This is a genomic window from Brevibacterium renqingii (assembly GCF_017808095.1).
GTDB classification, from domain to species: Bacteria; Actinomycetota; Actinomycetes; order Actinomycetales; family Brevibacteriaceae; genus Brevibacterium; species Brevibacterium renqingii.
In genome coordinates this window covers 150,976-177,875 of the sequence record NZ_JADBHG010000003.1, presented here as the reverse complement: position 1 = coordinate 177,875, position 26,900 = coordinate 150,976, and the positions used below count along the sequence as shown (strand labels likewise).

The following is a 26,900-nucleotide window of genomic DNA, read 5'->3' as shown; positions in this document are numbered from 1 at the left end:
CGGGATATCTCGGCAAACGTGATCGATTTCACTGCGCCCCGACCGAACGGTAGGATAACCGGGCAGTAACTTACGTCCGCGAAGGAGACCCATGAGCCCAACGACAATGCCGCAGTCGACGACCCCCGTCGTCGGATTCGACGTCGATACCGTCTCGTCGACGACCGATGTCTTCCGCGCCACGGTAGCCGCGGATCCGAATCGCCCCCTGGTGGCCAAGCCCGAGGGCGACGGCTGGTTGGAGATCACGGCCGGGCAGTTCCTCGAGGAGGTTCGTGCCGCGGCCAAGGGTCTCATCGCTCTCGGGGTCGAAGTCGGCGACAGGATCGCGATCTTCGGCCCCACGTCGTATGAGTGGACGCTCAGCGACTACGCCGTGTGGTACGCCGGCGGCATCTCCGTGCCGTTCTACGACACCTCGTCCGAGGAACAGCTGGCCTGGATGATCAAGGACGCGAAGGTCGCCCGCGGCCTCGTCTCCACCCGTGAGCACGCCGACAGCTTCACCGCCGCGGCGGCCGCCGCCGGTCTGCCCGAGCCGAGGCTGCGGGTCTGGGAGGAAGAGGCGTTCGCCGCGCTCGCCGAGGCCGGACGCGACATCAGCGATGAGCAGCTCGAGAACGCCCGGTCCCAGGCGACCGGCGATTCGGTGGCCACGATCATCTACACCTCGGGCACCACGGGCAAGTCCAAGGGGTGCGTGCTCACCCACGGCAACTTCGTGCAGACGGTGCAGTCCGCACAGATGCAGATCCCCGAGGTCTTCACTGAGGGCATGCGGTGCCTGCTGTTCCTTCCCCAGGCCCATGTGTTCGCACGCTTCATCGAGGTCCTGGCGATCAGCTCCGGAGCAGTTCTGGCCCACCAGTCGGACCTGAGCAAGCTCACCGATGCGATGGGCAGCTTCCGACCCTCATTCATCCTCGGCGTCCCCCGCGTCTTCGAGAAGGTCTTCAACTCGGCCCTGGCCAACGCCCAGTCCGGAGGCAAGGAGAAGATCTTCCGCCGCGCCGAACAGGTCGCCGTCGCCTATTCGCGAGCCCTCGACACCGGCAAAGTGCCGATGGGCCTCAAGCTGCAGCACGCAGTGTTCGACCGCCTCGTCTACTCGAAGCTGAGGGCAGTCATGGGCAACAATGTCTCGCACGCCGTCTCCGGCGGCGGACCGCTCGGCGAGCATCTCGGCCATTTCTTCCGCGGCCTCGGGATCATCGTGATCGAAGGCTACGGTCTCACCGAGACCACGGCGCCGATCACGGTCAATGTGCCCGCGAAGTCGAAGATCGGCACGGTCGGAGTGCCGTTGCCGGGAGTGTCGGTGGCCATCGCGCCCGATGGTGAGATCCTCGCCAAGGGCGTACCGATCTTCCGGGAGTACTGGAACAATGCCGAGGCCACGGCCAAGGAGTTCCACGACGGCTGGTTCGGCACCGGCGACCTCGGGTCCCTCGACGAGGACGGGTACCTGACGATCAATGGCCGCAAGAAGGAGATCATCGTGACCTCCAGCGGCAAGAACATCGCCCCGGCCCCGCTCGAGGACGCGCTCCGCCGCCACCCGATCATCGGCCAGCCCGTCGTCGTCGGGGAGAACCGGAAGTTCGTCTCCGCACTCATCTTCCTCGACTCGGAGATGCTCCCGACCTGGCTGAAGAATCACGATCTGCCGGCGATGGATCTCGCCGAGGCAGCCGCCGACGAAGCCATCCGGGCCGAGATCGACAAAGCAGTCGCACGCGTGAACAAGACCGTTTCGCGCGCCGAAGGGATCAAGAAATTCACGATCCTGCCCGTCGAACTCACCGAGGCCAACGGCTACCTCTCGGCCAAGCAGTCGGTCAAGCGCCACATCGTCAACAAGGACTTCGCCGCCGAGATCAACGCACTCTACGCGAGCTGAGACGTTCGCCGCACGAGATTCGGCCTCCTCCCACGACCCGGCCCGGGCGCGGATCCATCACGAGTCCGTGCTCGGGCCGAAGTCTGTCGCCGGGTGCCCGGGCCTCGTCGTAAGCTGAGGGAGCAAGCCGTTTCCCACCGAGCCCACTGGAGGCATGCACCATGGCCGACGACACCGATCACACGCCCAGCTACGTGAACACGGGGAAGGAATTCACCCGGGACACGAACTACATCGACGATCGCATCCTCAACACTCCCGACGCCGAGTGGCCGGTCGAGCCCGGCCGGTACCGCCTCATCGCCGCGCGTGCCTGCCCGTGGGCGAACCGCACGATCATCGTCCGCCGCCTGCTCGGCCTGGAGGACGTCATCTCCATCGGCATGCCGGGCCCCACACACGATGCGCGGTCGTGGACCTTCGATCTCGACCCCGGCGGCGTCGATCCGGTGCTCGGGATCGAGCGCCTGCAGGAGGCGTTCTTCGCGCGTTACCCCGACTATCCTCGCGGAATCACCGTTCCCGCCGTCGTCGACGTCGCCACCGGTGCCGTCGTGACCAACGACTTCCCGCAGATCACCGAGGACTTCTCCACCCAATGGACGGAGTTCCATCGTGAGGGAGCCCCGAATCTCTGGCCCGAGCAGTCGCGGGAGGAGATGGAGAAGGTGATGCGGCTGATCTACACGGAGATCAACAACGGCGTCTACCGCTGCGGCTTCGCCGGTTCCCAGGACGCCTACGAGGCGGCCTTCGACCGTCTGTTCACCGCTCTCGACACCATCGAGGACCGGCTGAGCCGCTCACGCTTCCTCATGGGCGAGTCCATCACCGAGGCGGACGTGCGCCTCTTCACGACCCTGGTGCGTTTCGACCCCGTGTACTTCGGGCATTTCAAATGCAACCGGCAGCCGCTCACGGCTTTCGAGAATCTCTGGGGCTACGCTCGGGACCTCTATCAGACGCCCGGATTCGGCGACACGGTCGACTTCGTGCAGATCAAACAGCATTACTACATCGTCCACCGCGATGTGAACCCGACCCAGATCGTGCCCAAGGGACCGGATCTGTCCGGATGGCTCAGCGATCACGGCCGAGACAGGACATTCGGCGGCTCCCCCTTCGGCGACGGCACCGCCCCCGGTCCGGTCAAGCCGGGCGAGGAGGTCCCGACCGCTCATACGGCGGCCGCATGGGCGAATTGATCTGCCTATGATGCCCTCCGAGACAGCCCGGCCCTGACTCTGCTGTCAGGGCCGGGCTCTTTCCGGGCTCAGGTGTCGAACTCCCCCGGTTCGATGACTTCCGGACTCGAATCGTCGAGACCTGCGGCCCGCCTGCGCCGATGCTTGCGGACCTTGAGCACGATCCACACGACGACGCAGGCGGCGACGGCGACGATGACGAGCTTCTGGAAATACCCCGCATAGGTCTCGACGATCGACCAGTTCTCGCCGAGGAAGAAGCCGGCGACGACGAGGACCGTGTTCCAGATCGCGCTGCCTGCGGTCGTCAGGAGCACGAACTTGGGAAGTCGCATGCTCCGCATTCCCGCCGGAATGGAGATGAGCGATCGGAAGATCGGGATCATCCGGCCGAAGAACACTGCCTTGTCGCCGTGCTTGTCGAACCAGTCCACGGTCCTGTGCACGTCGTCGACGTCGACCAGCGGCATCTTCACCGCGATGCGAGCGATGCGTTCGATGCCTATCCATCTGCCCAGCGCCCACAGCAGGACGGCGCCGACGAGCGAGCCGACTGTCGCGAAGACGATCGCCCATACGATGTTCATCTGCCCCTGGCTCGAGGTGAACCCGGCCAGGGGCAGGACCAATTCGCTGGGAATCGGCGGGAAGATGTTGTCGAGGAACACCATGAACCCGACGCCGATCGGCCCCAGGGTCTCCATGACGGTCACGGTCCAGGCGGAGAAGCCGCTGAGGTTCTCTGCGGCACCGCCGCTCGCAGCCAGCGAGAACTCGGCAGCGGAACCGGTCGGAAGGGTAGTCGGCATGGTCAAAAGTGTAGATAAGGGCGCGGCCTGCCGCTCCCAGTGGGCTCACAGCGGCTAATGTGGAAACGGACACCTCAGGGTGGGAAACGACAGCACCTCCGGGTCGACATCGAAGGAGCAAACACGTGGCACCAGCCAAAGTACTGGCCTCGCGGAACACGGTCGCCGAAGCCGGCCACAACGCCATCAGTCAGCCGGGGCCCGCGCACCTCATGCGCGCGGTGCAGCGATTCGGCCAGCGGCTCGGCAATCAGTTCGGTGCGGCCATCACCTATTTCCTCGTGCTCGCGGTCATGCCCATCGCGATGGTCAGCCTCGCATGCCTGGGCTTCGTCCTCGACGTCGCGCGTCCGGACCTCCTGCCCATGGTCACCGAGCAGATCGGGACATTCACCGCCGGCAACTCCACACTGACGTCGCAGCTCGAGAGCTACCTCCTCGACTGGCAGGCCGTGGGGATCATCGGTATCCTCACCGGTCTCTACACGGGACAGGGCTTCATCGGCAACCTCGGCGCCGCCGTCCGCGCCCAACTGCACGAGGACTTCGACGACGTCATCGAGAAGTCCTTCGTGAAGAAGGTCCTGAGCAACGTCGTCACCCTCGTCGGGCTCATCATCGGGCTCCTCCTCACCGTCGCGCTCACGGTGGTCGGCACCGGACTGCGTTCGGTGATCGCCGACACGCTCGGCCTCTCCGGGTTCGCGCGGAGCATGCTCTTCGTCGTCCCCTTCATCATCACTTTGGCCGCTGCATGGCTGATCTTCATGTTCCTGTTCACCATGCTCCCCGAGAAGCCGGTGGACAAGCGGGCGAAGGTCCGCGGCTCACTCATCGGTGCGGTCGCATTCCTCATCCTCATCAACTTCGCCACCGTGCTCGTCAACCTGTTCTCCGGCAACAAGGCCGCCGGCGTGTTCGGTTCGATCATCGCGATCATGCTCACGCTCAACGTCTTCGCCAGAATCGTCCTCTTCATCGCCGCCTGGATCGGCACCGCGAATCCGCCCCAACCACAGGAGGAGACGCCGGAGTACAGGTTCGTCGAACCCAAGGTGCAGGCCCAGAGCCTCGGTGCTCTGCTCGCCGGAGCCGGTATCGTCGCACTCACCCTGCTCGGCTTCCGACGCTTCGAGGAGCGCCAGTCCGATCGCGAGTTGTCGAAGCGCTAGACTGGGTGCGCATCCGTTACAACTGACCGAGGGGATACGACCTTTGACTGACGCAACGACGGCTCGTCTGGACGACTGGGCGAAGAAGCAGACCGCCGCCGAAGAACTCATTCCGCTTGTCGGACGCCTGTACCGCGAGAACGACGTGCTGCTGACACTGTTCGGACGCTCGCTGCTGAACAAGTCCGTGACCGGCATGATCAAAGCGCACCGCTATGCCCGCCACTTCCTCGGCGAAGAGCTCGACATCGAGATCACCCACCGGATCGTCAGCGCCCTGGCCGGACTCGACCTGGCCCCGGCTCGGATCGATCTGGGCCGCCTCGTCGAGAAGCTCGAGGAGCCGAACGGCGACGTCGAGGAATTCCTCGCGGCGGAGCTGGCCGAGGTCATCGATTCCCAGGCCGGCAAGGGTGAGGTCCGCGACGTCGTCCTCTACGGATTCGGCCGCATCGGACGCCTGCTCGCACGCATCCTCATCGATCGTGCAGGCGGGACCGGGATGCGTCTGCGCGCAGTCGTCGTCCGCCGCAATGGGGAGAACGACATCGTCAAGCGCGCGTCCCTGCTGCGCCGCGACTCGGTCCACGGAGCCTTCGACGGCAGCATCGTCGTCGATGAAGAGGCCGACACCATCCAGGCCAACGGCACCCTCATCCAGGTCATCTACTCCGATGACCCGTCCGAAGTCGACTACACCGCCTACGGCATCGACGATGCGATCATCGTCGACAACACCGGCAAGTGGCGCGACGAGGAAGGCCTGTCCAAGCACCTGGCCTGCCCCGGCGCCTCGAAGGTCCTGCTCACGGCCCCCGGCAAGGGAGACGTCAAGAACATCGTCTTCGGGGTCAACGACGACGCGATCCTCGACTCGGACAAGGTCGTCTCGGCCGCCTCGTGCACAACGAATGCGATCACTCCTGTGCTCAAGGCGATCAACGACCGGTTCGGCGTCCGCAACGGCCATGTCGAGACGGTGCACTCGTTCACCAACGATCAGAACCTCATCGACAACTTCCACAAGGGGTCCCGTCGCGGTCGCGCGGCCGGACTGAACATGGTTCTCACCGAGACCGGTGCCGCCAAGGCTGTGGCCAAGGCTCTGCCGGAACTGGCCGGGAAGCTCTCGGGCAATGCGATCCGCGTCCCGACCCCGAACGTCTCGATGGCGATCCTCAACCTCAACCTCGAGAAGTCCACCAGCGTCGAGGAGCTCAACGCCTTCCTGCGGGAGGTGTCGATGCATTCCCCGCTGCGCAACCAGGTCGACTACGTCACCTCCCCCGAGCTCGTCTCCTCCGACCTCGTCGGCTCCAAGCGCGCCGGTGTCGTCGACGGACTGGCCACGATCGTCGACGAGGACCGTGTCGTCGTCTACGTCTGGTACGACAACGAGTTCGGCTACAGCTGCCAGGTCATCCGCTGTGTGGCGAAGATGGCCGAGGTGGACGTTCCCGCCTTCCCCTGACGCAGCAGTCGAGGCATACGCGATTCGGCCCACCTGAGGCTGAGCAGCCCGGTTTCGGAACTGGGCTACTCAGCCTCGAGTGGGCCGTTTCCGTCGGCTGCGGGGTCCATCGCCTCGTACAGCCACAGCGGAGTGAAGGTCGAGAAGCGTGCGGCGAGATCGTCGTCGCTGTCGAGGATGACCGCCAGACGGTCATCGGCAGCCGAGAGCTCCCCCGCCCAGATCGGACCCAGGCAGGCCAGCAGCGCGCAGGCGATGATCACCGCTCCGGCGAGGACCGGCGTCTGCGACCACAGCAGCGCCGCGAACACGATCCCGAGGACGACGAAGCCGAGGGCCACGGCCATCCCGGCATTGCGGGTCCGTGGCGCCCTGGCACGTGCCGGTCGGGCCTCCGCGACCGAATCGAGGGGGTCGCGGTTGAGCCGCGTCCATGCCACGATCGCGCCGAGGGCGCAGACGATGCCGATCATGATGAGGCCGAAGGCGGAGAACAGGAGCACGGCGTCGATGTGATCGCCCTGGGCCTGCACCGCCGCCCCGAGCCCGGTGACGAGCATCGCGATGGCCAGCACCAGCATGCTGAGCAGGCGGGCGCGGCGCACGGCGATGAGTTCGGCGACCACCCGGGCCAGGAAGGCTCGACGGGCCGCCGGGTCCTCGGCCTCGCTCAACGTACGTACCCGAGCTTCTTGTCGACGGTGTGAGTGAACTCCTCACCGGCCAGGTGCTGCTCGAACAGGCGGTGGAACTGTTCTGCCAGGCGCATCCGCCATCCGTCCGTGTCGCCGCTCATATGCGGGGTGATGATGACATCGTCGAGACCCCACAGCGGGTGGTCGGCGGGAAGCGGCTCCTGCTCGAACACGTCGAGTCCGGCACCGGCGATCTCTCCGGAGCGCAGGGCGGCGACGAGGGCATCGGTGTCGACGGTGTCACCGCGTCCGACGTTGATGAACACGGCGGTGTCATCCATGGCGGCGAAGACCTCGGCGCCGATGAGCTTCTCGGTCTGCTCGGTCAGGGGGGCGATGTCGATGACCCAGTCGAATCCGCCGACGTGCTCGCTCAGGGTGGCCGAATCGATGACGTCACCGAAGTCGTTGTCTCCGCTGCGGGCATGGGAACCGGCGCCGGTGACCTCGATGTCGACGGCCTTCAGCAACCGCGCGATCTCGCGGCCGATGGATCCGGTGCCCACGATCATCGCCTTCGACCCCGCCACATCGCGCGTGGAGCGCCGGTTCCACTTCTCCTGGCGCTGGTCGGCCAGCGAGCCGATCGAATTCTTGGCCTGCATGAGGATGAAGTTCAGAACGAACTCCGCGATCGGTCGGTCGAAGGTCCCGCGAGCATTCGTCACCGTCACCGGCGAATCGACGAGTTCGTCGAAGAGGAGGGAGTCGACTCCGGCTGCCGCGGCGTGCACCCAGGCGAGTCGGTCAGCGCTGCCGAAGGCGTCTTTGAGCGCCGTGGAGAAGAAGTCCCACATCAGGAGCACATCGGTGCCGGGCAGTGCCTGGCCCAGGGTATCGGCTTCGGCGACCCGCAGCTCGATCCCGTCCCTGTCGCCGAGGTCAGTGAGCAGGTCGGGAATCTCGGTCCCGGGTGAGTTGAGTATGGTCAGTACCGTCATTCCAGGTCTCCTCCGGCAGTGGGCTTTCTGCCAGACTATCCGATGGAGCAGCACCGGTGGCTGAAGACATCGCACCTGCGGCGTCCGCTGGCGCTTGGCCGACATCGAGGCTCTCCCGCTGTGCGGGTTCGCCCTTCAGCGTCTGCGCCAGCGGCGTGTTGGGCAGGAAGCAGAGGAAGACGAAGCCGAGCACGGCCAGCGGTGCCACCCAGAGGAACAGCGGCACGAGCGCGTCGTTGTAGGAGTTGATGATGAGCGAGTGCAGGGGCTCCGGCAGCTGGGCGACGATCTCCGGGGTCAGTCCCGTCGAGGAGACCTTCGGCAGCGGGGTGTTCGGTGCGGACTTCGCGATCTCGGTGATCCCGGCCTTGATGTTGTCCATGAGCCGCTGTGTGAACACCGATCCGATGAACGCCATGCCGAGCGTGGCGCCGACCTGCCGGAAGTAGTTGTTCGACGCTGTCGCGGTGCCGACCATGGACACCGGGAAGGCGTTCTGGACGACGAGGACAAGGGTCTGCATGCTCAGTCCGAGGCCGAGTCCGAGCAGTGCCAGGCAGCCGATGGTCTCCCACGCCGAGCTGTCGGCCTTGAGCATCGAGAGCAGCACCAGCGAGGCGGCCATGAGCAGGATGCCGACCAGCGGGTACTTCTTGTACCTGCCGGTGCGGGAGACGATGAACCCGACGAGGGTCGAGGACACGAGCATGGTTCCCATCATCGGAACCATCATCAGACCGGCCACGGTCGCATCGATGCCGTGGACCATCTGCAGGTAGGTCGGCATGTACGACAGCACTCCGAACATGCCGATGCCGACGAAGAGGCCCGCGATCGTGCACAGCAGGAAGTCGCGGTTGGCGAACAGGCTCATCGGGATGACCGGTTCGCTGACCTTGAGTTCGACGAAGACGAAGGCTGCTGCGGCGAGGACGCCGGTGATGATCAGGCCGTTGATCTGCCAGGATCCCCATTCGAAGTCATGGCCTCCCCAGGCGGAGACGAGCACGATGCAGGAAGTGACGATCGAGATCAGCGCCATGCCGAAGACGTCGATCTTCGGCCGCGGTCCCGTCCCCCTGGCATGCTTGGGAACTTTGAGGAAGATCGCGGCGGCGATGAGGGCGATGATGCCCAGCGGGAAGTTGATGGCGAACGCCCAGCGCCACCCGGGCCCTTCGGTCAGCCAGCCGCCGATGAGCGGTCCGGCCACCGATGACACGGCGAAGGCCGAGCCCATGATGCCCATGTACTTGCCGCGCTCGCGGGCAGGCACGACGGAGGCGATGATCGACTGGGAGAGGATCATCATCCCACCGCCGCCGATGCCCTGGAGGACGCGGCCGAGGATGAGCGTCGACATCTCGTTGGCGACGAGGGCGAAGACCGAACCGGCGAGGAAGCAGCAGATCGCGAACATGAACAGCGGTTTGCGTCCGAACAGATCCCCGACCTTGCCGTAGACGGGCATCATGATCGTCGAAGCGAGCATGAACGCGGTCGAGACCCACAGCATCTGGTCGACGCCGTCGAGTTCGCCGACGATCGTCGGCAGCGCGGTGGCGAGCACCGTCTGGTTGAGCGAGAACATGAACATCGCGATCATCAGGCCCACGAAGAGCAGGATGATCGCCGAGGTGGTCATCGCCGCCGCCTCGTCATCGGGCTTCGCCGTCGGCGGTGGTGTGGTCCGGGTGCTCAAGGTCATATCCTCATCGTTCAGTGCTCTGTTGCTTCTCATCACGGCTTTCGTCATCGCAGTCGGTCCAATACCTTGAGGAAGAGCCCCAAGGAGTCTTCGAAGACTTCCTTCGTGCCCCCTTTGGACGCAACCGTCTCAGGGGCCTTCTTGATGTTCTGTCCCGCATGGCTGAGGGGGACGCGGCAGAGTTGGGTGAGCATGCGCGCGCTGCGCTGCGCGGACTCCTCCGAGGAGAATTCCTGTCCGAGGTGGCGCAGTCTGGCGAGCACGTGTCCGGCGACGATCTCCTCGAGCGCCTCAGCGCGGTCGAAGCTCTTGCTCACGAGTTCGGGATAGAGGGCGAAGAGTCGTCGGCGTCGGGCCGGCAGCTCCGGATCGACGGAGCCGATGAGCAGCGCCTCGCGAACGAAGCGAGCGGTGTCCTCGGCCAGGGTGTCGAGACCGGCCGTCGAATTGACGTAGTCCTCGGCGAGTCCTTCATCGACGCTGGCCTCGGTGCCCAGGCCGACGATCGCATCCTCTTTCGTCTCGAAGTAGTTGAAGAAGGTGCGCGTGGACACGCCTGCGTCGGCGGCGATGGTCGCCACGGTGGCACAGGCGAGTCCGTCCTCGAGGACTCGGGTGATCGCGGCCTCGTGGAGGGCGCTGCGGGTCAGCCGGGCCTTCTTCGAGCGCAGGGATTCTTCAACTGGCATGAGTCCATTTTTGCACTTCATGCAAGTTTTCACCAACTGCAAATCTGCAATTGTGCACTATTTCACTCCGTGCACGATTCTTCGGCCGCGTTTTCCGGACCGCGGACTCACATGAGCATCTTCAGCCTGGCCCGGTGCTGTTCGAGGGTCTGCAGCTGGCCGAGCAGGGCTGCCTGCCCGGCGCCGTCGCTCGTGTCCTGTCGCTGCAGACGCGAGTGCAGCTCCTTGGCGATGCGCGCGAGGTCGTAGTCGAAGAGCCGAGCGACGATGCCGCGGGCGAAGCGGTCGATGCCTGTGCCTTCGACCACCGGCAACGGCGTCACGAGCAGCTGCGCGACATAGGGCTTGAGGTCCTCATCGCTGGCGTCGAGGACCCGATCCGCCCATTTCGACTGGTCGGCGCCGGCAGAGCTCAGTCCCCCGGCCTGTCTGACCGCTCCCTGGATCCGGCGGTAGCCGGGATGTTCGAAGGCTTTGGCCGAGAGCGAGTCGAAGAGCTTGGCGTTGACCATCTCGGGGTGCTGCAGGGCGACCATGAGCGCCCCCTTCTCCGTCTTCAGCCGTGCCGGGCTGATCGGGGCCGAGAGATCGGAGACGTCGGGGCGTTCGTCATAGACGTATTCGATGCCGCGTTCGTCTCCGATCTCGCCCGCCGAGGCCGGACCGGAGTCGTGCACAGCATCACCGGAGATGGCTGCGCCCCGTCCTCGGCCGGAGCGGCCTCCCCCCTGCGGTGCGCTCGGGGCCGCCTGCGGCGGTCCCGCCGGAGGGCCGCCCCGGAACGACGGCTGCCTGGCCGGTGCGCCGGCCGTCTGCCGATTCGGCTTGGGCCGACGTTTGGCCGTGCGGGCCGCGGATTCCACCTCGTCGATATCGACGCCGATGCGACCGGCGACGAAACGATAGTAGTGCGAGAGGCTGCCCTGGTCGCGGATGTCGGTGAGCACCTCGGCGGCGGCCTTGACCGCGGAGATGCGGCCTTCGACCGTATCCAGATCGAACCGGGCGATGGCCGTGGTGATGACGAACTCGAACAGCGGTCTGCACTCGTCGATGAGCTCGCGCAGGGCCGCATCGCCCTTCTGCATCCGCAGATCGCAGGGGTCGAGGCCGTCGGGTTCGACGGCGACGTAGGTCTGAGCGGTGAAGAGGTTCTCGAATTCGAAGGCCTTGAGCGCCGCTTTCTGTCCGGCGGCGTCGCCGTCGAAGGTGAAGATCACCTGGCCGGTGGGATCGTCGCCGAGGAGCCGGCGGATGATCTTGACATGTTCGGCACCGAATGCCGTGCCGCAGGTGGCCACGGCCTGGTCGACTCCGGCCAGGTGAGCTGCCATGACATCGGTATAGCCTTCGACGACCACGACGCGCTTGCTCTTCGCGATCGACTTCTTCGCCAGATCGAGACCGTAGAGGACCTGGTTCTTGTGGTAGAGAGCTGTCTCAGGGGTGTTGAGGTACTTCGGGCCCTTGTCGTCGTCGAACAGCCTCCGCGCGCCGAAGCCGATGGTCCGCGCCGTCATGTCCTTGATCGGCCAGATCACCCGGCCCCGGAAGCGGTCGTAGATCCCCCGCCCGCCCTCGCTGGCCAGGCCTCCGGCGAGGATCTCCTCCTCAGCAAAGCCCGCACGTTTGAGGTGAGAGGTCAGCGCGTCCCAGGACTTCGGAGCGAAGCCGATGCCGAACTCACGGCCGGACTCTGCGGGAAAGCCCCGTCCGACGAGGAAGTCGCGGCCGATCCGGCCGGCCTCGGACTCGAGCGCCTGGGTGAAGAAGCGCTGAGCCACCTCGTGCATCTCGAGGAGGCGCTGACGTCTGCTCGCCTGCTCCCGATCCGGCCCCTTGCCGTCCTCGTAGCGCAGGTGCATGCCGGCCTTGCCGGCCAAGGTCTCGACCGCTTCGACGAAGCTGAGCTGTTCGACCTTCTGCAGGAAGGTGAACACATCCCCGGACTCTCCGCAGCCGAAGCAGTGGTACATCCCGACCTGTGGGCGCACGGTGAACGACGGGGTCTTCTCGTCGTGGAAGGGGCACAGTCCCTTGAGCGAGCCGATGCCTGCGGTCTTGAGAGTGACGAACTCTCCGATCACCTCGTCGATGCGGGTGCGGCTGCGCAGTTCGTCGATGTCCTCGCGCTTGATGAGTCCGGCCATGGTCTAGAGCCGATCCTCCGCCCCTGCGCTGAGACGGTGGTAGAGAGCCCAGGCGGAGTGGTCGGTCAGGGAGGCGATCTGGTCGACGATGACGCGCAGTCGAGCGGCGTCATCGGCCGCCTCGGCATGGTCGGCGCGGAACATCGGGTCGAGCTTCTCGGGCGCCTCGGAGTACCAGGCGGCGAGTTCGCTGATGACCGCGGCCTGGATGTCGTGCAGTCGCAGCCGGTCCTCGGCGACCATCACCGTCAGCGTCGCCATGCCCTTGAGCACGGCGATCTCGACGGTGCTCGTCTCGGGGACGACGAGGGAGGCCGTGTAGCGAGCCAGCGGTTCCCAGCCGAATTCCTCACGAGTGGCCGATTCCGCGGCGCCGACGAACCGCCCGATGAGCTGGCTGGTCATGTGCTTGAGGCTCGCCTGGGCGCGGCGGGAGCCGTTGAAGGTCTCGCTGGGCCAGTAGGCGGCCGCTTGGAGTCGGCTCAGGGCCTTGTCCATCTCCGCGTCTGCTGTGTTCGGAAGGTACCACTGACGGGTGATCTCGAAGAGCTCGGCCCGCCGGGCATCGGAGGTGAAGTCGGCGAGGTCGAGGTGCCCGGCGACGATGGCGTCCTCGACATCGTGAACGGAGTAGGAGATGTCGTCGGCCAGGTCCATCACCTGGGCTTCGATGCATTTCTTGCCGTTGTCGATGCCGTCGCGGTAGAAGTCGAAGACCGCGGTGTCGTCGTCGTAGACGCCGAATTTCCGCACCCCCGAATCACGCCGGCCGGCCGTGGCCTCGCTGCGCGGCCACGGGTACTTCGTCAGCGCGTCGAGGCTGGCCCGCGACAGGTTGAGCCCGGCCGGACGACCATCGGCGGCGATGACCTTCGGTTCGATCCGGGTGACCAGGCGCAGGGTCTGCGCATTGCCCTCGAACCCGCCGATGTCCTTGCACAGGGCATCGAGGATCGTCTCGCCGTGGTGGCCGAACGGCGGGTGGCCGAGATCGTGGCTGAGGCAGGCGGTGTCGACGATGTCGGGATCGCACCCGAGGTAGCGGGCCAGTTCGCGACCGACCTGAGCGACCTCGAGGGAATGGGTCAGGCGGGTGCGGACGAAGTCATCCGTTCCCGGAGACACCACCTGGGTCTTCGCACCGAGGCGGCGCAGCCCCGAGGAGTGGAGGACGCGGGCACGGTCGCGCTGGAAGGCCGAGCGCCGCGGATTCTTCGCCGGTTCGCTCACCCACCGCTCTTCGTCCCATGCCGAGTAGGTCGCCACGGTCCCCGTCCGCACCGAGATGCGCGGGTGAGTGTCGAAGGGCATTCTCATCCTCCAGAGATGTCCAGCTCGGCCTCCGACAGCAGCGACTTCCCGCTGGGGTCGAAGACGCGAGAATCCAACCAGCCCTCGGGCAGGTGCGGCCGCTTCGGCCTGGTCGTGCGTCCGCGGGAGCCTTCGGCGGCCTCACCGGGATAAGGGGCGTCCTGGTCGAGCTGGGAGAGCAGCCCGGCGAGTTCCTCGAGTGAGGAGACCATGGCCAGCTGGCTGCGCAGCTCTCCCCCGACCGGATAGCCCTTGAAATACCAGGCGATGTGTTTGCGCAGGTCACGGACGCCATAGAACTCGTCTTCGAAGTGGTCGACGAGGTACTCGCCGTGTTTGTACACGGCCCGCCCCACTTCGGCGAGTCCCGGTCGGTGGCGTTCCTCGCTGCCGCCCAGAGCATTCGCGAGATCGCCGAACAGCCAGGGCCTGCCCTGACAACCGCGACCGATGACGACTCCGTCGCAGCCTGTTGTGCGCATCATCTCCAGGGCGTCCTCGGCGGCGAAGATATCGCCGTTGCCCAACACGGGCACAGTGTCGCCGAGGTGGTCCTTGAGTCGGGCGATCGCGTCCCAGTCGGCCTTTCCCGAGTAGAGGTCGGCGGCCGTGCGCCCGTGCAGGGCGACGGCGGAGACGCCGGCGTCGCGTGCGGTCTCGGCGGCGTCGAGAAAGGTCGTGTGATCGGCGTCGATGCCCTTGCGCATCTTCACCGTCACGGGGATCCCGCCGCGGGATGCCTCGGTCACGGCGGTGGTGACGATGGCTTCGAACAGGTCCTGCTTCCACGGCAGGGCCGAGCCTCCGCCCTTGCGCGTGACCTTCGGCACGGGGCAGCCGAAATTGAGGTCGATGTGGTCGGCCCGGTCCTCCTCGACGAGCATCCGCACTGCCTGGCCCATGGTGACCGGGTCGACACCATAGAGCTGGACGGAGCGCGGGGTCTCGTAGGGCTCATGGTGGATGATGCGCATGGTCTTGGGGCTGCGCTCGACGAGGGCCCGCGTGGTGACCATCTCGGTGACGTAGAGGCCGGCACCGTATTCGCGGCACAGTCGGCGGAATGCGGTGTTCGTGATCCCGGCCATGGGGGCGAGCACGACCGGGGAGGACAGCTCGATGGGGCCGATGCGCAGGGGCGCACCGACGGCCGGGGACACGGTTTCTGGGCTGGGGCTGATGACACTCACGAGTTCATTATCCCAAAGCAGTCAAAATCGCACATTCGCACCCCTACTCCGCCGCCTTCACGCACTCGCTCCTGCCCGCTCACACACTCGCTCCTGCCCGCTCACGTACTGTGTCCAACCGCTTCGGCGCGGAGAAATTCCCGCACGTCCCATTCGGCGTCCACGCTCAGGTCAGCGGCGAGCCGGTCGTCATGGGTGACGACGACCATCGCCCCACCGAATCCGTCGAGCGCGGTGACGAGGGCCTCGAGTGAGGACAGATCGAGATTGTTGCCGGGTTCGTCGAGGATGAGCAGCTGCGGAGCGGGGTCCTGGAGCAGCCCGGCGGCCAGTGCGACCCGGAAGCGCTCGCCGCCGGACAGGGTCGAACAGATCTGGCCGGTGCGACCGGCGCGCAGACCCATAGCTGCGAGCACTTCGTGCGCACGGTGCGGGGTCAGGCGCGGGTTGCCTGAGCGCACCGCTTCCATGACGGTGAGATCGGGCGGGAGCCGGTACTGCTGGTCGAGGTGGGCGACGGGAACCGAGACCGTGACCGACAGCTCGCCGAAGAGCTCGGCGATCGGCGGAGCCGGCGCAGCGATCTGTGAGCCGGGCTCCACGATCGGCGAACCGGACTCGGCATCGGACGCGTGAGCGTCGTACCTGCGCGCGCCCGCAGCTTCCGCGGACCGGCCCGCGGCCTCCGGTGACCTGCTCGCGGCCTCCATCATCGCCGCCAGCAGCGTGGACTTTCCCGCTCCGTTCGGGCCGGTCAGGCGGACCCGCTCCGGTCCGACGAGCCCGACCGGTCGGTCCAGGTCCACCGAGCTGATCTCGAGCACCCGCTTCGAAGCGTGGACGGTCGTGTCCGGCAGGTCGAGGCGCACGCTCGAGGACCGTCGCAGCGCATCCTTTGCCGCTTCCAGAGACTGCAGCGCCGTGGCTTCGTCGGCGGCCTTGTCACCGCGCCTCTTCGCCGCGGAGTTCTCGGCGAAGTTCGTCAGTCCGTTCATCACGATCTTCGGTCGGCGCTTGTTCTCCTTGTCCTTCGCCGCCTTCCGGTCGGCCCGTGCGAGTTTCGTCTCGAGCTCGATGCGCTGACGCTTTTCTCTCGAGTGGGCTTTCTTCGCATCGATGACTCTCTGCTGCTTCGCCTCCTCCTCTGCCTCGACCATCTGCTCATAGTCGTCGAAGCCGCCGCCGTAGAGCCGCAGCCGGTCGGTCATCTCGAGGATCGAGTCCACGTGCTCGAGCAGGGTGCGATCGTGGGAGATGACGAGCGTGGGACCGCGACGAGCGGTGAGCAGAGAGCTCAGGAGCTGCCGACCGTGAGCATCGAGGTTGTTGCTCGGCTCGTCGAGGATGAGCCAATTGTCCGCGGCCAGGGCCGCCCGCGCCAAGCCGATGCGGGTGGCCTGCCCGCCGGAGAAGCTGCTGAGGCTGCGATCGAGGTCGCCTGCTGTGAGGCTGAGACCGAGCTCGGCGGTGGCCGCCAGAGCCTGCTCTTCGATGTCCCAATCGTCGCCGATGCACGCGAAGTCGGATTCTGCGGCTTCGCCGTTCAGCGCCCGATGCAGCGCCGACCGGACATCGGCGATCCCGAGGGCCTCCTCAACGCTCTGGACCGAATGCGGCAGCAGCTGATCGATGTAGACGGCACCGTCCACACCGGTGATCGCGCCGGCAGCGGAGGGCACGCGGCCGGCGAGGAGTTTCGCAAAAGTCGATTTGCCGATCCCGTTGTCGCCGACGAGGCCGACGAGCTCGGCGGGGATCGTGGCGTTCAGCCCGGAGAAGATCTCGGTATCGTCGCCGAGGCGGCAGTCCAATCCGGACACAGTGATTGCTGTAGGCATGAGAGTCCTCATTTCGTGTACGCAGAAGCGCTGCGGGCCCGTGGCACCCGCAAATCACGGCATGAGGATTCACTTCACTGCTGAGTCGTCCTTCGTCGGGAATGGAACATACCAAGAATGGCCGAGCCGGCCCCGAGAGTCAACAGCCGGACTCCCGAACCGGACCTCAGACGATGATGAGCATGAGTTCGGCCGGTTCGTCATGGGGATTGGACAGCTGATGCGGCACGTCTCCGGGCGCTTGTGCGCAGTCGCCGGCATGCAGCGTCGTGCGCCGGTCGATCGTGACGATCTCGATGCTTCCGGACAGGACGAAGAAGCTCTCTCGGGATCCGCTGCGATGTGCGGCGAAGGCGGAGGTCTCGCTGTGCGGATCGAGTCGGTAGTGGACGACGTCCATGTTCTCGATCGCCGAGGGCAGGTCGCGACGGGACACCCCCTCGCCGAAGTTCGTCGACGTCGGGATCGCCTCGGTGCGGGTGATCGTCACCTCGGGGGCGGCGAGCAGCTCGCCGACGTCGACGCCGAGGGCACGTGAGAGTCCCATGGCGTTCGAGACCGAGGTGTCCTGCTCGCCGCGTTCGATCTTCGACAGCGCGGCACGCGACAGGCCCGCCCGGACGGCGAGCTCGTTGAGGGTGAGGTCGTTGAACTTCCGCCGCGCCCGGATGCGGGCTCCGAAGACGCGGGCCCCGAGGTCTTCTTCCTTCGCCATTCTCGCATCATAGTCTATTCTTGAATAGTAGAATCAGATCTCTCAAAGGAATTCATTGGATATGGCGGCCGTGCTGGCTCTCACCCCGATCCTCATCGCCATTGTCTTGCTCCTGCTCAAACAGAGCTCATGGATCGCGGCCCTGGCCGGCGCCGTCGTCGCTGCCGCCGTCGTTGCCCTCGCCTTCCCCACCCCCACCTCGGTGCTGGTGGAATCCGGCGTCGACTACTTCCCCCTCATCCTCGAGGTCGCACTCATCCTGCTCTTCGGCATGGTGCTCGCCAGACTGCTCGAATCCGCCGGCTCCATGTCCGAGATCTCCGCCTGGGTCGAGTCCCTGTCCCCGAGCCGGCCGCTCGGAGTCGCTCTCGTCGTGTTCGGCATCGTGCCGTTCGCGGAATCCGTCACGGGCTTCGGCATCGGCGTGACCATCGGGGTGCCGATCCTGCGCCACCTCGGATGCACACTTCGGCAGTCGGCGATCCTCGGCCTGCTCGGCCTCATCGCTGTGCCGTGGGGAGCTCTGGGCCCGGGCACCACGGTGGCGGCGGCTCTGGCCGGGTTCGACGTCGACGAACTCGGCCTGTCCACCGCCTGGCTCAACGCGATCCCGGTCGTCATCGTCACCATCGCCGTCATTGCGATCATGCGCCCGGGGTTCACCTCGGCGCTGGGCACGATCGGCTCCGCCGGACTGATGTGGTCGGGGATCCTCGCTGCCAGCTGCGTCATCGGGATGGCTCCGGCGGGGATCATCGGCTCGCTCATCGTCATCCTCGTCGTCGGCGGACTGTTCATCGTCCGCAAACGCAGCACCGGGTTCACCGCGCGACTGGGAACCGCGGTTCTGCCCTATGGCGCGCTGACCATCGGACTGCTGCTGGCCAGGGCCCTGCATTCGGCGCTGCCCTCGCTGCTGACTGAGATCATCGCCTCTCCCCCGTTCTGGCTCGCGGCCGCCTGCCTCATCGCCGCGGTCACCGTCGATGACCGACGCAGGGTGTCCTTCGCGGCGGCGAGGTCCTGGGTCCCCATCGGTGTGGGCACAGCCGCGTTCATGCTCATGGGCTGGATCATGACGACGACCGGAATGAGCGAGGCGATCGGCGCAATGCTGCCGGCCGGCCTCGTCCTCCTCACCCCCTGGCTCAATGCCGTCGGAGCCGTCCTGACCGGCTCGAACACCGGCGCGAACTCGATGTTCACAGGCACCCTGACCGCAGTCGCGTCCTCTTCGCACGTGGCCGCGCTCCCAGTCGTCGCGGCCGGCAACGCGGCCGGATCGCTGGCCGCCCTGGCCGCACCGCCGCGAGTGGCCATGGCCGTGCAGATGGCCGATGCCCGAGCTCCCGCCTCGGCGCGGGACATCGCCTGGGTGCAGGGCCGGGCGCTGACGGTGTCCGGGATCAACGCCCTCGTCATGGGACTGTGGATCCAATTCTTCGTGTGACCCCGAGGCGCACCGACCGGCCGACCTGCCCCGAGATTCGTCTTCTCGACGGACCCACCGTCTCCTGGGTCTCGACCCCTCGGGGACGTATGGGATGCCGCTCAGACTCGGATGATCTCGCGGGGGAAGTCCGTGAAGGTGTCACAGCCGGTGTCGGTGATGAGGATCGATTCGGAGAGCTCGATTCCGTAGCCGTTCATCCACATGCCGCCGATGAGGTGAAACGTCATCCCGGATTCGAGGATCTGGTCGTCCTCGGTGCGGATCGAGATCGTGCGCTCACCCCAGTCCGGCGGGTAGCCGATTCCGATCGAATAGCCCAGCCGGCTCGGCTTCTCCAGCCCGGACAGCGCCAGCACCCGGTTCCAGGTTCGCGCGAGTTCGGCCGTGGGCACCTCGGGCTCGGCGACGTCGAGGACCGCGGACAGAGCCTCGGCGACGACGCCTTCGAGGCGGACGAGCTCCTGTCTCGGCTTGCCCGTGACCGCGGTCCGGGCCAGGGGAACGTGATAGCGGCGGTGGACGCCGGCGAGCTCGATGCTCACCGACTCATCGGTGACGAACTTCCGATCGGTCCAGGTCAGATGCGGAGTGTCCGCACTCTCCCCCGTCGGCATCATCGGCACGATCGCCGGGTAGTCGCCCCAGACTCCGTTGCCACCGCGGATCTGGGCTTCTGAGATCGCAGCGGCCACCTCGGGCTGGCCCACGCCCACCCCGATGGTGCCCAGGGCCGCGTCCATGGCCGCGGTCGTCACCTCGGCAGCCTGACGCATGAGTGCGATCTCGGCCGGGGACTTGACCGCACGAATCCAGTTGACCAGCTCGAAGGAGTCGACCAGTCGCCACTCGGGCACGCCGTTGACCAGGGCGCGGAAGGCGCGCGGAGAGAAGAAGTGCGAGTCCATCTCGACCCCGACCGGCGAGGACGAGGCCCGGGCGACCTCCCAGCGCTGGCGCAGCGCGAAGGCGACCCAGTCGAAGGGATGGATGTGCGGACGCTGCACATAGCGCTCGGGATAGCCGACGATGTCCTCCGGGGGCAGCCAGGAAGTGTGGGAGGCCCCGCGAGCGTCCATATCGCGCATGAACAGCGTCATCGGACCCGAAGACGGGACGAAGAGCAGCTGCGGGGTGTAGAAGGACCAGGCATTGTAGCCGGTGAGATAGTAGATGTTGGCCGGGTCGGTGACGATGAGAGCGGCGAGGCCCTGGTCGACCATGCGGTTGCGCACCGAGGCGATCCGACCCAGGTACTCCTCGGGGCCGAACGACAGGTCCCTGGCGCCGATCGTGTCGACCTCACCGGGAATCGGCTGCGGACGAGCTCTGACCTCCTGGCTCGCACGACCCTGCTCTGCGCCGGGTCGCATCCCGTGCACATCCGGCCTGTTGTCTTCGCCGGAATAGAAAAGCTCGCCCTCATTCATGACTACAGTGTGGTGAGCCCCCTCACATGCTGTCAATCACTGACGACACGCGTGTTGTCGCCCATCAGCTCGCCGATCCGAGCGGCTGTCGGAGGGGCTCTCCGCATCGCCTCTGAAGGGGCTCTGCATATGACTGCGGGAGCGGCTCACCGCATGGTTCCGGGAGCGCCTCCCCGCATGGTTCCGGTACGCGTGTCCGCTCGCCGTCGCCTCGCACAGGGGCGCGCACTTCACCCCGCCTGTCCTCTCGACCGTTTCTGACGAATCCAGAATGAACTTTTTCGACTTTCGACTGATTCCGCAAGAGGGACTGCGCAAATCGATAGAATCGATGATAGATTGGCCTGAGACGCACATCACGGAGGTGAAGAATGGACCGGTTCCTGCCGGACGGCAACGGCTCCCGCCTGGGCAACCTCGACGAGAAGTCCAAAGCGATCATCGTCGAGCTGCAGCACGACGGGCGGAAATCGTATTCGGCCATCGGCAAGTCCGTAGGTCTGTCCGAGGCCGCTGTGCGTCAGCGAGTCTCGAGGCTAATCGATTCCGGCGTGATGGAGATCGTCGCCGTAACCGACCCCTTGAGCTTGGGCTTCGCCCGACAGGCGATGGTGGGGCTGAAGGTTCGCGGGGACATCTCCGAGGTGGCCGAACGGCTCCACGACTACGACGAGATCGATTATCTCGTCGTCACTGCTGGTTCGTTCGACCTGCTGGTCGAGATCGTCTGCGAATCGGACCGGCATCTGATCGAGTTCGTCAATGAGGAGCTCCGGTCGATCGATGCCGTCGTGGATACGGAGCTCTTCATGTACCTCTCACTGGAAAAGCAGAAATACAATTGGGGGACGCGATGACAGAAAATGTCACCAGGGCTGGCACTCCTTATCAGGATGCCATCCGCAACAACGTGTGGATGCACATGTCACCACACCAGTCACTGTTCAACGGTGGTGAGGCGCCGGTCATCGTCCGCGGTGAGGGTCACCACATCTTCGACGACAAGGGCAAGAAGTACATCGACGGCCTCGCCGGTCTGTTCACCGTTCAGGTGGGACATGGTCGCGAGGAGATCGCGAAGGCGATGTACGACCAGACCCTGCAGCTTCCGTTCATGCCGCTGTGGTCGTACACCCATCCGCAGGCGATCGAGCTCTCAGAGCGTCTGGCCAACTATGCGCCGGGCGATCTCAACCGGGTCTTCCTCACTTCCGGCGGCGGTGACTCCGTCGAGTCGGCGATGAAGCTGGCGAAGAACTACTTCAAGCTCGTCGGCAAGCCGGGCAAGCACAAGATCATCTCGCGTGCCACCGCCTACCACGGCACGCCTCACGGTGCCCTGTCGGTGACCTCCCTGCCGGGTCTGCGCGAACAGTTCGCCCCGCTGGTTCCCGGCGCCCACAAGGTGCCGAACACGAACTTCTACCGGGCACCGGAGCCCTACGCCCACGACGAGAAGGCCTTCGGCCGGTGGGCCGCCGACCGCATCGGCGAGGCCATCGAGTTCGAAGGCGCCGACTCCGTTGCCGCCGTCTTCCTCGAGCCCGTGCAGAACTCCGGCGGCTGCTTCCCGCCGCCTCCCGGGTACTTCGACCGGGTCCGCGAGATCTGCGACGAGTACGATGTGCTGCTGGTCTCGGACGAGACCATCTGCGCCTACGGCCGCGTCGGGGATATGTTCGCCTGCAACGATTTCGGCTATGTGCCCGACATCATCACCTCGGCCAAGGGCATCACCTCCGGGTATGCTCCGCTGGGTGCGATGATCGCCTCGGATCGCCTCTTCGAGCCCTTCGGCTCCGGCGGGGACGAGACGTTCTACCACGGCTACACCTTCGGCGGGCATCCCGTCTCCTGTGCCGCGGCGATGGCGAACTTCGACGTCTTCGAGTCCGAGAAGCTCAACGATCACGTGCACGAGAACGCCGCCGCGTTCAAGTTCACCCTCGAGAAGCTCAAGGACCTGCCGATCGTCGGCGACGTCCGTGGCGAGGGATTCTTCTACGGGATCGAACTCGTCAAGGACAAGGACACCAAGGAGTCGTTCACCGAAGAGGAGTCCGAGCGGATCCTCAAGAACTTCGTGTCCGCGAAGATGTACGAGAACGGTCTGTACTGTCGTGCCGATGATCGTGGAGACCCGGTCATCCAGCTCTCGCCTCCCCTGACCGTGGGGCAGAGCGAGTTCGACGAGATGGAGCAGATCATCCGCGGCGTCCTCACCGAGGCCTGGACGAAGCTCTGATCCTTCCTCGAACCGACTGAAGGCGGCCCTGATTCCTCACGAGGAGTCAGGGCCGCCTTCGGTTTGCGAGCCGGACACGCACGGTTCGGCAGGCGGGCATTCGCGTTTCGGCCCGAGCGGACCTTCGCGCGGCTGAACCGGCCGATGAGAAGGGCCCGGACGGTGGAGTGGCCCCCGCTGTCCGGGCCCGGTGACTCAGGCTCCGGCGAGATGCTCGGCCAGGTAGTTCTCGACCTGGTCGATGCTCACGCGCTCCTGGCTCATGTCATCGCGCTTGCGGATCGTGACCGCCCGATCATCGAGCGTGTCGAAGTCGACGGTGATGCACAGCGGGGTGCCGATCTCGTCCTGACGGCGGTAGCGGCGGCCGATGGCGCCGGCGTCGTCGAAGTCGATGTTCCAGCGCTTGCGCAGCGTCGCCGCGAGCTCCTTGGCCTGCGGGGACAGCTTCTCGTTGCGGCTCAGCGGCAGCACGGCGGCCTTGACCGGGGCCAGCCGTGGATCGAGCTTGAGCAGGACGCGCTTGTCGGTGCCGCCCTTCGTGTTCGGAGCCTCATCCTCGGTGTAGGCCTCGACGAGGAACGCCATCATCGAACGGGTCAGGCCGAAGGAGGGCTCGATGACGTACGGCGTGTAGCGCTCTCCGCTGGCCTGGTCGAAGTACTGCAGCTTCGCCCCCGAGACCTCCGTGTGCGTTCCGAGATCGTAGTCGGTGCGGTTGGCCACACCCATGAGCTCGCCCCATTCCGAGCCCTGGAAGCCGAATCGGTACTCGATGTCGATGGTTCCCGAGGAGTAGTGAGCGCGATCCTCGGCGGGCACGTCAAGACGGCGAACGTTGTCCTCGGAGATGCCGAGGTCGAGGAACCAGTTCCAGCAGTCCTCGACCCACTGCCGGTAGTGTCCGTCTGCCTCGTCGGGGCTGACGAAGTACTCGATCTCCATCTGCTCGAACTCGCGGGTGCGGAAGATGAAGTTGCCGGGGGTGATCTCGTTGCGGAAGGCCTTGCCGATCTGTCCGATGCCGAACGGCGGCTTCTTGCGGGAAGCGGTGAGCACATTGTTGAAGTTCACGAAGATGCCCTGCGCGGTCTCCGGACGCAGGTAATGCAGTCCCGTCTCGGAGTCGACGGGGCCGAGGAACGTCTTGACGAGACCGGAGAACTCCTGCGGCTCGGTCCACTGCCCACGCGTTCCGCAGTCGGGGCAGACGATGTCGGCCATGCCGTTGGCAGGGGCCTTCGAATGCTTGGCCTCATAGGCCTCGAGGAGGTGGTCCTCACGGTGGCGCTTGTGGCAGTTGAGGCATTCGACGAGGGGATCGACGAAGGTCTCGACGTGGCCCGAGGCCTCCCAGACGCGCTTGGGCAGGATGATCGAGGAGTCGAGTCCGACGACGTCTTCGCGTCCGCGCACGAAGGTCTGCCACCACTGGGCCTTGATGTTGTCCTTGAGCTCGACGCCCAACGGCCCATAGTCCCATGCCGAGCGGGAACCGCCGTAGATCTCTCCGGCTTGGAAGACGAATCCTCTGCGCTTGGCCAGGGCGATGACGGCATCCAACTTGGACTGTGCCACGATGTTCTCTCCTTGGGGTAGTTCGCCGACGGCCGGCTGCCGTGGCTCGCGGGTACCAGCCTATCGGTTACGCGGGACCGTTCAGCACCGGCCGGGCACGCCGCGGCAGCCTCGGCGCGGAGGCGACTGATCTCACACCCGCACTCCCCCTCCGCGGCCGCCTCGGTGCGGGTGCGGCGTGTAGACTTGGACTACACCCAAACCTTTCTCCGTACGGACGTGTTCGCGTCCTTCCAAGCGAGTTCTTGGACAGCTGCGGTTTCGGCCCGGATTGCTCACGATGATTGCACAAGCGGCCGCAGGGTAGATCGCCACTACAGTCATCTGCGATCAAGTGTGTGCCGACGTGAGAGAGATCACTCATGACCGATGTGTCCGCAACCGACGAAACCACTCCGAGATTCTCCGAACTGGGACTCCACCCGCTCGTGCTCAAGGCCGTAGAGGCGCAGGGCTACGAGATCCCCACCCCCATCCAGGCCGAGACGATCCCGACCCTTCTGTCGGGCCGAGACGTCATCGGTCTCGCCCAGACCGGAACCGGCAAGACCGCGGCTTTCGCCCTGCCGGCTCTGTCCGACCTCGCCGAGGCGGGGCGCGCCGACGACGGCCCGTTCGCTCTCGTACTCACCCCGACTCGCGAACTCGCGATCCAGGTCGCCGAGGCGTTCACCTCCTACGCCACGGAGCTGTCCGACTTCTCCGTGCTCCCGATCTACGGCGGTCAGGCCTACGGCTCGCAGCTGGCCGGTCTGCGCCGTGGTGCGCAGGTCGTCGTCGGCACCCCCGGTCGCGTCATCGATCACCTCAAGAAGGGATCGCTCAAGCTCGGCAGCCTCAAGCACCTCATCCTCGATGAGGCCGACGAGATGCTCAAGATGGGCTTCGCCGAGGACGTCGAAGAGATCTTCAGCCAGGTCGGTCCCGACCGTCAGGTGGCACTGTTCTCGGCCACCATGCCGTCCTCGATCCACCGGATCACCGGCAAGTACCTGGACGACCCGAAGGAAGTCCGGATCGCTGCGAAGTCGCAGACCGGTGCGAACATCCGCCAGCGCTACTTCATGGTTCAGCACTCGCACAAGCTCGATGCGCTGACCCGCATCCTCGAGGTCGAGGAGTACGAAGGCATCATCATGTTCGTGCGCACCAAGCAGGCCACCGAGGAGCTGGCCGAGAAGCTGCGTGCCCGCGGGTTCAAGACCGCCGCGATCAACGGCGACATCCCACAGCAGGCCCGTGAGCGCACGATCGACATGCTGCGTGAGGCGAAGATCGACATCCTCGTCGCGACCGATGTGGCGGCCCGCGGTCTCGACGTCGAGCGCATCACGCTCGTCGTCAACTACGACATCCCGCACGACACCGAGTCCTACGTCCACCGCATCGGCCGCACCGGTCGTGCCGGACGCTCGGGTGAGGCGATCCTCTTCGTCACTCCGCGCGAGCAGCGCATGCTCGGCTCGATCGAGCGCGCCACGAAGCAGAAGGTCGAACCGCTGACTCTGCCCAGCGTCGAAGAGCTGACGAACACTCGCGTCGACAAGTTCACGAAGCGCATCGACGATGTGCTCGCGCAGACCGAACTGTCCGAACTCACCGACGTCATCGAGCAGTACGAGCTCTCCCGCGACGTGCCGGCATCGAACATCGCCGCGGCACTGGCTTCCCTCGTGCTCGAGTCGAACACGCTCAAGGCCGAGCCGATGCCCGAGCCCGCTCGCCGACCCGCCCGGGACCGCGACGGCGGCCGTGACGGCGGCCGTCCGGGCCGTGGCGGACGTGCCCGTGATGAGAACATGACGACCTACCGTCTGGCCGTGGGACGCAATGAGCGTCTGCAGCCGGGCGCAGTGGTCGGGGCGATCGCGAACGAGGGCGGCATCACGTCGAAGCAGATCGGACACATCGACATCCGCTCGAACCACACGCTGGTCGACCTGCCGAAGGACCTCGACCCGGCGGTGCTGCGCAAGCTCTCCCACACTGAGATCCAGGGACGCCCCATCGACATCCGCCCGGATTCCGGTCGTCCCGGACGCCCGTTCAAGAAGCGCAACTTCGACAAGCAGCCCGGTGACGGCCGCAACTTCCGCTCGGATCGCCGAGGCGGGAAGAAGGTCGGCGGAAACCGCTCCCGCGACCGCTACTGAACCGACCGCGCCACGGCCGTGATTTCCCCGGCCCCTTGCGGACGGTGTGACACCGATCAGGCGAACAATCAGATGAGGGCCCCGCAGCGAGATGCTGCGGGGCCCTTGTCATAAGTCTGTCTTGCGGCTGCTGCTCTCCGACACCCACGCTGGAGAACGCCAACGCTCCGCGCACTCACATTTCGTACACGGTCAGCCACAAAAGGTGCACCCGCCGATCACTTCGCGTCCCCGGCATCAGTCCGCAGAC

Annotated in this window: 20 protein-coding genes; 8 read left to right on the top strand and 12 right to left on the bottom strand. The window is 65.8% G+C overall.

What is annotated here, in order from left to right; translation table 11 throughout:
* Positions 1-91: 91 nt before the first annotated feature.
* Entirely contained in the window at positions 92-1,900 is a 1,809-nt protein-coding gene (locus tag IIE29_RS08210; RefSeq protein ID WP_209324758.1) for an AMP-dependent synthetase/ligase, read from the top strand.
* Between the two features lie 161 nt (positions 1,901-2,061).
* Positions 2,062-3,105 (top strand): glutathione S-transferase family protein, encoded by a 1,044-nt coding sequence (locus tag IIE29_RS08205; protein WP_209324757.1) that lies wholly within the window; start codon positions 2,062-2,064, stop codon positions 3,103-3,105.
* A 68-nt stretch (positions 3,106-3,173) separates the two neighbouring features.
* Here IIE29_RS08205 and IIE29_RS08200 read toward each other — a convergent pair whose 3' ends face one another.
* Positions 3,174-3,914 (bottom strand): DedA family protein, encoded by a 741-nt coding sequence (locus IIE29_RS08200; protein WP_246475825.1) that lies wholly within the window; start codon positions 3,912-3,914, stop codon positions 3,174-3,176.
* Positions 3,915-4,039: 125 nt separating this feature from the next.
* On the opposite strand from IIE29_RS08200, the gene IIE29_RS08195 reads away from it, so the two are divergent.
* Both IIE29_RS08195 and IIE29_RS08190 read left to right on the top strand, forming a co-directional pair.
* Positions 4,040-5,086 carry a YhjD/YihY/BrkB family envelope integrity protein gene (locus IIE29_RS08195; protein ID WP_209324756.1) on the top strand — a complete coding sequence of 349 codons (1,047 nt, stop codon included), beginning with the start codon at positions 4,040-4,042 and terminating at the stop codon, positions 5,084-5,086.
* Between the two features lie 43 nt (positions 5,087-5,129).
* Positions 5,130-6,557, top strand: a complete 1,428-nt coding sequence (locus IIE29_RS08190) for a glyceraldehyde-3-phosphate dehydrogenase (RefSeq protein ID WP_209324755.1) — start codon at positions 5,130-5,132, stop codon at positions 6,555-6,557.
* A 65-nt stretch (positions 6,558-6,622) separates the two neighbouring features.
* Here the strand turns inward: IIE29_RS08190 and IIE29_RS08185 are convergent, their stop codons facing one another.
* The 9 genes from IIE29_RS08185 to IIE29_RS08145 form a co-directional block, all read right to left on the bottom strand.
* Entirely contained in the window at positions 6,623-7,231 is a 609-nt protein-coding gene (locus IIE29_RS08185; protein WP_209324754.1) for a hypothetical protein, read from the bottom strand.
* Positions 7,228-8,193 carry a D-2-hydroxyacid dehydrogenase gene (locus IIE29_RS08180; RefSeq protein WP_209324753.1) on the bottom strand — a complete coding sequence of 322 codons (966 nt, stop codon included), beginning with the start codon at positions 8,191-8,193 and terminating at the stop codon, positions 7,228-7,230. Before IIE29_RS08180 ends, IIE29_RS08185 begins: the two co-directional genes overlap by 4 nt.
* Positions 8,135-9,901 carry an MDR family MFS transporter gene (locus IIE29_RS08175; RefSeq protein WP_209324752.1) on the bottom strand — a complete coding sequence of 589 codons (1,767 nt, stop codon included), beginning with the start codon at positions 9,899-9,901 and terminating at the stop codon, positions 8,135-8,137. The genes IIE29_RS08180 and IIE29_RS08175 overlap by 59 nt, the downstream gene beginning before the upstream one ends.
* A 44-nt stretch (positions 9,902-9,945) precedes the next feature.
* Positions 9,946-10,590 carry a TetR/AcrR family transcriptional regulator gene (locus tag IIE29_RS08170; RefSeq protein WP_209324751.1) on the bottom strand — a complete coding sequence of 215 codons (645 nt, stop codon included), beginning with the start codon at positions 10,588-10,590 and terminating at the stop codon, positions 9,946-9,948.
* Between the two features lie 107 nt (positions 10,591-10,697).
* Positions 10,698-12,740: a DNA primase gene (gene dnaG, locus IIE29_RS08165; RefSeq protein ID WP_209324750.1), complete on the bottom strand. Its 2,043-nt coding sequence runs from the start codon at positions 12,738-12,740 to the stop codon at positions 10,698-10,700.
* Between the two features lie 3 nt (positions 12,741-12,743).
* Positions 12,744-14,051 carry a deoxyguanosinetriphosphate triphosphohydrolase gene (locus IIE29_RS08160; RefSeq protein WP_209324749.1) on the bottom strand — a complete coding sequence of 436 codons (1,308 nt, stop codon included), beginning with the start codon at positions 14,049-14,051 and terminating at the stop codon, positions 12,744-12,746.
* Positions 14,052-14,053: 2 nt separating this feature from the next.
* Positions 14,054-15,241, bottom strand: coding sequence for a tRNA dihydrouridine synthase DusB (gene dusB, locus IIE29_RS08155; protein ID WP_209324748.1), 1,188 nt, complete (start codon positions 15,239-15,241; stop codon positions 14,054-14,056).
* A gap of 101 nt (positions 15,242-15,342) precedes the next feature.
* A complete protein-coding gene (locus tag IIE29_RS08150; RefSeq protein ID WP_209324747.1) occupies positions 15,343-17,079 on the bottom strand; it encodes an ATP-binding cassette domain-containing protein in 1,737 nt (578 codons plus the stop codon).
* 166 nt (positions 17,080-17,245) lie between these two features.
* A complete protein-coding gene (locus IIE29_RS08145; protein WP_209324746.1) occupies positions 17,246-17,794 on the bottom strand; it encodes a helix-turn-helix domain-containing protein in 549 nt (182 codons plus the stop codon).
* Between the two features lie 61 nt (positions 17,795-17,855).
* On the opposite strand from IIE29_RS08145, the gene IIE29_RS08140 reads away from it, so the two are divergent.
* Positions 17,856-19,244, top strand: a complete 1,389-nt coding sequence (locus IIE29_RS08140; protein WP_209324745.1) for an L-lactate permease — start codon at positions 17,856-17,858, stop codon at positions 19,242-19,244.
* Between the two features lie 101 nt (positions 19,245-19,345).
* On the opposite strand, the gene IIE29_RS08135 is transcribed toward IIE29_RS08140, so the two are convergent.
* A complete protein-coding gene (locus tag IIE29_RS08135; RefSeq protein ID WP_209324744.1) occupies positions 19,346-20,674 on the bottom strand; it encodes a M24 family metallopeptidase in 1,329 nt (442 codons plus the stop codon).
* A gap of 371 nt (positions 20,675-21,045) precedes the next feature.
* On the opposite strand from IIE29_RS08135, the gene IIE29_RS08130 reads away from it, so the two are divergent.
* Positions 21,046-21,531 carry an Lrp/AsnC family transcriptional regulator gene (locus IIE29_RS08130; RefSeq protein WP_209324743.1) on the top strand — a complete coding sequence of 162 codons (486 nt, stop codon included), beginning with the start codon at positions 21,046-21,048 and terminating at the stop codon, positions 21,529-21,531.
* Positions 21,528-22,919: an aspartate aminotransferase family protein gene (locus IIE29_RS08125; protein WP_209324742.1), complete on the top strand. Its 1,392-nt coding sequence runs from the start codon at positions 21,528-21,530 to the stop codon at positions 22,917-22,919. The genes IIE29_RS08130 and IIE29_RS08125 overlap by 4 nt, the downstream gene beginning before the upstream one ends.
* Before the next feature lie 195 nt (positions 22,920-23,114).
* Here the strand turns inward: IIE29_RS08125 and IIE29_RS08120 are convergent, their stop codons facing one another.
* On the bottom strand, positions 23,115-24,500 hold the full coding sequence (locus IIE29_RS08120; protein WP_209324921.1) for a glycine--tRNA ligase: 1,386 nt from the start codon (positions 24,498-24,500) through the stop codon (positions 23,115-23,117).
* 359 nt (positions 24,501-24,859) lie between these two features.
* Between IIE29_RS08120 and IIE29_RS08115 the strand changes: the two genes are divergently transcribed.
* Complete coding sequence (locus IIE29_RS08115; RefSeq protein ID WP_209324741.1) at positions 24,860-26,650, top strand: DEAD/DEAH box helicase; 1,791 nt, start codon at positions 24,860-24,862, stop codon at positions 26,648-26,650.
* Positions 26,651-26,900 lie beyond the last annotated feature (250 nt).

What these genes read in the sequence shown, in the direction of transcription:
- IIE29_RS08210 (WP_209324758.1), top strand. Translation starts at nt 92, where the DNA reads ATGAGCCCAACGACAATGCCGCAGTCGACGACCCCCGTCGTCGGATTC.
- IIE29_RS08205 (WP_209324757.1), top strand. Translation starts at nt 2,062, where the DNA reads ATGGCCGACGACACCGATCACACGCCCAGCTACGTGAACACGGGGAAG.
- IIE29_RS08200 (WP_246475825.1), bottom strand. Translation starts at nt 3,914, where the DNA reads ATGCCGACTACCCTTCCGACCGGTTCCGCTGCCGAGTTCTCGCTGGCT.
- IIE29_RS08180 (WP_209324753.1), bottom strand. Translation starts at nt 8,193, where the DNA reads ATGACGGTACTGACCATACTCAACTCACCCGGGACCGAGATTCCCGAC.
- IIE29_RS08175 (WP_209324752.1), bottom strand. Translation starts at nt 9,901, where the DNA reads ATGACCTTGAGCACCCGGACCACACCACCGCCGACGGCGAAGCCCGAT.
- IIE29_RS08170 (WP_209324751.1), bottom strand. Translation starts at nt 10,590, where the DNA reads ATGCCAGTTGAAGAATCCCTGCGCTCGAAGAAGGCCCGGCTGACCCGC.
- dnaG (WP_209324750.1), bottom strand. Translation starts at nt 12,740, where the DNA reads ATGGCCGGACTCATCAAGCGCGAGGACATCGACGAACTGCGCAGCCGC.
- IIE29_RS08160 (WP_209324749.1), bottom strand. Translation starts at nt 14,051, where the DNA reads ATGCCCTTCGACACTCACCCGCGCATCTCGGTGCGGACGGGGACCGTG.
- IIE29_RS08150 (WP_209324747.1), bottom strand. Translation starts at nt 17,079, where the DNA reads ATGCCTACAGCAATCACTGTGTCCGGATTGGACTGCCGCCTCGGCGAC.
- IIE29_RS08145 (WP_209324746.1), bottom strand. Translation starts at nt 17,794, where the DNA reads ATGGCGAAGGAAGAAGACCTCGGGGCCCGCGTCTTCGGAGCCCGCATC.
- IIE29_RS08140 (WP_209324745.1), top strand. Translation starts at nt 17,856, where the DNA reads ATGGCGGCCGTGCTGGCTCTCACCCCGATCCTCATCGCCATTGTCTTG.
- IIE29_RS08135 (WP_209324744.1), bottom strand. Translation starts at nt 20,674, where the DNA reads ATGAATGAGGGCGAGCTTTTCTATTCCGGCGAAGACAACAGGCCGGAT.
- IIE29_RS08130 (WP_209324743.1), top strand. Translation starts at nt 21,046, where the DNA reads ATGGACCGGTTCCTGCCGGACGGCAACGGCTCCCGCCTGGGCAACCTC.
- IIE29_RS08125 (WP_209324742.1), top strand. Translation starts at nt 21,528, where the DNA reads ATGACAGAAAATGTCACCAGGGCTGGCACTCCTTATCAGGATGCCATC.
- IIE29_RS08115 (WP_209324741.1), top strand. Translation starts at nt 24,860, where the DNA reads ATGACCGATGTGTCCGCAACCGACGAAACCACTCCGAGATTCTCCGAA.